This window comes from Kitasatospora sp. NPDC048239 (assembly GCF_043202015.1).
Taxonomy (GTDB): domain Bacteria; phylum Actinomycetota; class Actinomycetes; order Streptomycetales; family Streptomycetaceae; genus Kitasatospora.
Genome location: NZ_JBICZP010000039.1, coordinates 1 through 4658 on the forward strand (window position 1 = coordinate 1; position 4658 = coordinate 4658).

A 4658-nucleotide genomic window follows, 5' to 3' on the forward strand; every position below is an offset into this window, starting at 1 on the left:
GCAGCCCTCACCACACACCCCGCCATCGCCCAAGCCACCGCCATCGCCCGCGAAGACACCCCCGGCGACAAGCGCCTCGTCGCCTACCTCGTCCCGGTCTCACCGGAGGTCTTGGACACCGAGCTGCTGCGCAAGCACCTCGCCTCGGAACTCCCCGACTACATGGTCCCCAGCGCCATCGTCCAGCTGGAGGCCCTGCCCCTCACCGCCAACGGCAAGCTCGACCGGAACGCCCTGCCCGCACCCACCCGCACGACCAGCGCGTCCGGGCGGAGCCCCCGCAACGCACAGGAAGAACTCCTCTGCGGTGTGTTCGCCGAGGTCCTCGGCGTCACCTCCGTGACCATCGACGACAACTTCTTCGAACTCGGCGGCCACTCCCTCGACGCGACCCGCCTCATCAGCCGGATCCGCACCGCGCTCGGGGCCGAGGTGGCCATCCGCGCCCTGTTCGAAACACCCACCGTCGCCGGCCTCGCCACACGACTCGAAACCCAAAAGAAGGCCAGGCCGGCTCTGCGGCCGCGGCGTAGGTAGGAGGAGTTCTGATGATCCCGTTGTCCTTTGCCCAGCAGCGCCTGTGGTTCCTCAGCGAGCTTGAGGGCCCCAGCGCCACGTACAACATCCCCACCGCACTGCGGCTGACCGGCGCCCTGGACCGCGAGGCCCTGCGGGCCGCGCTGCACGACGTCATCGAGCGGCACGAAGTCCTGCGCACCGTCTTCCCCAGCACCGCCGACGGCCAGCCCCACCAGGACATCCTCGAACCGACGGCGGTCACCCTCGACCTGCCCGTCACCGAGGTCACCGAGGCCGGCCTGGAGCAGGCCCTCGCCGACGCGGCGGGCCACACCTTCAACCTCTCCGGTGACATCCCGCTGCGCGCGGAGCTGTTCACCACCGGGCCGCAGCAGCAGGTCCTGCTGCTGATCGTCCACCACATCGCCGGTGACGGCTGGTCGATGGGCCCGCTGGCGCGGGACGTGTCCACCGCCTACGCCGCCCGGCTCGCCGGCCACGCCCCCACCTGGGAGCCGCTGCCGGTGCAGTACGCCGACTACACCCTGTGGCAGCAGGACCTCCTCGGTGAGGACACCGATCCCGAGAGCGTCCTGTCCGAGCAGCTCGCCCACTGGCGCGAGGCGCTGGCCGGTCTGCCGGAGGAGCTGCGGCTGCCCACCGACCGGCCCCGCCCGGCCGTCGCCACCCACCGGGGTGCGACCTACGACCTGGACATCCCCGCCGAGCTGCACCAGCAGCTCGCCGACCTGGCCCGCTCCCGCGGCGTCACGATGTTCATGGTCCTCCAGGCGGCCCTGGCGACCCTGCTCTCCCGCCTCGGCGCGGGCACCGACATCCCCGTCGGCACCCCCATCGCCGGACGCACCGACGAAGCCCTTGAGGACCTGGTCGGCTTCTTCATCAACACCCTGGTCATGCGCACCGACCTGGACGGCGACCCCAGCTTCGGCGAGCTCCTCGCCCGGGTGCAGGACTCCGGCCTCGGCGCCTTCTCGAACCAGGACATCCCGTTCGAGCGCCTCGTCGAGGACTTGGCCCCGACCCGCTCGATGGCCCGGCATCCGCTGTTCCAGGTCATGCTGACCCTTCAGAACAACAGCAGGGCCACTCTCGAACTCCCGGGCCTCGCAACCGAACTGCTCCCCGCAGGGCAGGCCCCCGCCAAGTTCGACCTGGACTTCCAGTTCGGCGAGAACTTCGACGCGCAGGGTCGGCCCGCCGGCCTCCAGAGCGCCATCACCTTCGCCGTCGACCTGTTCGACCACGCGACGGTCGAGGCCGTCGCCCAGCGCTTCACCCGGGTGCTGGAGGCCGTCGCCGCCGACCCCCAGCAGCCCGTCAGCCGCATCCAGGTCCTGGACCCCGTCGAGCGCCACCGGCTCCTGACCGAGTGGAACGACACCGCCCGTGGCGTACCCGCCGCGACGCTCCCGGAGCTGTTCCACGCCCAGGTGGCCCGCACCCCCGACGCCACCGCCCTCGTCTTCGCCGACGAAACCCTCACCTACGCGGAGCTCAACGAGCGCGCCAACCGCCTCGCCCACCTGCTGGTCGAACACGGCGTCGGTCCGGAGACCCTGGTCGGCGTCCACCTGGAACGCTCCACCGACCTGGTCATCGCCCTGCTCGCGATCCTCAAGGCCGGCGGCGCCTACCTGCCGATCGACCCCAACTACCCGGCCGACCGCATCACCTACATGCTCGGCGACGCCCGGCCCGCCCTGGTCATCACCGGGTCCGCCCAGGACACCCTGCCCGACGGCACCGCGCGGATCGCCCTCGACGACCCCGACACCGTCGCCCGCCTGGCCGGCCTCGACGCCGCCAACCCCCGGCCGGGCCTGCAGCCGAACCACCCCGCCTACGTCATCTACACCTCCGGCTCCACCGGCCGCCCCAAGGGCGTCACCGTCCCCCACCAGGCGATCGGCCGACTGGTGTGGGAGAGCGGCTACGTCGACCTGGGTGCCGGTGACGTCATCGGCCAGTTGGCCTCGGTGTCGTTCGACGCGGCCACCTTCGAGATCTGGGGCGCCCTGCTCAACGGCGCCGCCCTGGCGATCGCCCCGCCGAAGGGGCTGTCCGTCTTCGAGTTGCGCGAGTTCCTGGCCTCGCACCGCGTGACCGCGCTCTGGCTGACCGCCGGGCTCTTCCACGAAGTGGTGGAGTCCGACGTCGAGGCACTCCGGGGCCTGCGCTACCTGCTGGCCGGAGGCGACGTCCTCTCGGTGCCGCAGTGCAGGACCGTACTGGAGCGTCTGCCGCACGTCCGGCTGCTCAACGGGTACGGGCCGACGGAGAACACCACCTTCACCACCACCCACACGATCCGGACCGCCGACCTCGACCGCGGGGCCGGCGTGCCGATCGGCGGCCCGATCTCCGCGACCCGTCTCTACGTCCTCGACAGCGGACTGCAGCTGGTCCCGCCGGGAGCGGTGGGTGAGCTGTACGCGGCGGGCGAGGGCCTGGCCCGCGGCTACCTGAACCGCCCGGGCCTGTCCGCCGAGCGCTTCGTCGCCAACCCCTACGGCACTCCCGGCGAGCGGATGTACCGCACCGGTGACCTGGTGCGCCGGCGCGCCGACGGCACCCTGGAGTTCGCCGGCCGGGCCGACGACCAGGTGAAGATCCGCGGCTTCCGGATCGAGCTCGGCGAGGTCGAGGCCGCACTGGCCGCACACCCGTCCGCCGCCCAGGCCACCGTGATCGTCCGCGAGGACACCCCCGGCGACAAGCGCCTGGTCGGCTACGTCGTCCCGGTCCAGGGCGACGGCACCCCGGGCGGCGACGACCACGCGGCGCTCGCCGCCGCCATCCGCGGCGACCTCCAGCAGCACCTGCCGGAGTACCTGGTCCCGAGCGCGGTCGTGGTGCTGGAGGCCCTGCCGCTGACGGCCAACGGCAAGCTCGACCGCAAGGCCCTGCCCGCCCCGGACTACGCGACCGACGCCTCCGGCCGGGCACCGCGGACCGAGCAGGAGGAAGCCCTCTGCACCGTCTTCGCCGAGGTCCTCGGCGTCACCTCGGTGACCATCGACGACAGCTTCTTCGAGCTCGGCGGCCACTCCCTGCTCGCCACCCGCCTGGTCAGCCGGATCCGCACCGCACTCGGTGTCGAGGTCGGCATCCGCACCCTCTTCGAGGCCCCGACCGTCGCCGGCCTGGCCGGACGCCTCGGCGGAGCCGGCACGACCCGGCTCGCCCTCACCGCCGGCGAGCGCCCGGACGCGGTACCGCTGTCCGCCGCCCAGCGCCGGCTCTGGTTCCTCGGCGAGCTCGAAGGACCCAGCGCCACCTACAACATCCCCACCGCACTGCGGCTGACCGGCACCCTGGACCGGGACGCCCTGCGGGGCGCGCTGCACGACGTGGTGACCCGCCACGAGATCCTGCGCACCGTCTACCCGACCCACAACGGGCAGCCCCACCAGCACATCCTCGAAGCAACGGCGGTCACCCTCGACCTGCCCGTCACCGAGGTCACCGAGGCCGGCCTGGAGCAGGCCCTCGCCGACGCGGCGGGCCACACCTTCAACCTCTCCGGTGACATCCCGCTGCGCGCGGAGCTGTTCACCACCGGGCCGCAGCAGCAGGTCCTGCTGCTGATCGTCCACCACATCGCGGGCGACGGCTGGTCCATGGGCCCGCTGGCCCGCGACATCTCCGAGGCCTACGCCGCCCGGCTCGACGGCGCCGCCCCCGCGTGGCAGCCGCTGCCCGTGCAGTACGCCGACTACACCCTGTGGCAGCAGCAGCTCCTCGGTGACGACACCGACCCCGAGAGCGTCCTGTCCCAGCAGCTCACCCACTGGCGCAAGGCCCTGGCCGGTCTGCCGGAAGAGCTCCAGCTGCCCACCGACCGCCCCCGCCCGGCCGTCGCCACCCACCACGGCGCCACCCTGCCCCTCCAGGTCCCCGCCGAACTGCACCAGCAGCTCACCGACCTGGCCCGCTCCCGCGGCGTGACCCTCTTCATGGTCCTCCAGGCCGGACTCGCGACCCTGCTCAACCGCCTGGGCGCCGGCACCGACATCCCCCTCGGCACCCCCATCGCCGGACGCACCGACGAAGCCCTCGACGACCTGGTCGGCTTCTTCGTCAACACCCTCGTCATGCGCACCGACCTCAGCGGC

General features: G+C 72.5%; 2 protein-coding genes. Both read left to right on the forward strand.

Features of this window, described 5'->3' with window-relative positions; translation table 11 throughout:
- On the forward strand, nt 1–537 hold a 537-nt coding region (locus tag ACGFZP_RS39350; protein ID WP_392942271.1), incomplete at its 5' end, for a phosphopantetheine-binding protein.
- An 11-nt stretch (nt 538–548) separates the two neighbouring features.
- Nucleotides 549–4658, forward strand: a 4110-nt coding sequence (locus tag ACGFZP_RS39355; protein WP_392942274.1) for an amino acid adenylation domain-containing protein, incomplete at its 3' end; no start/stop codon positions are given.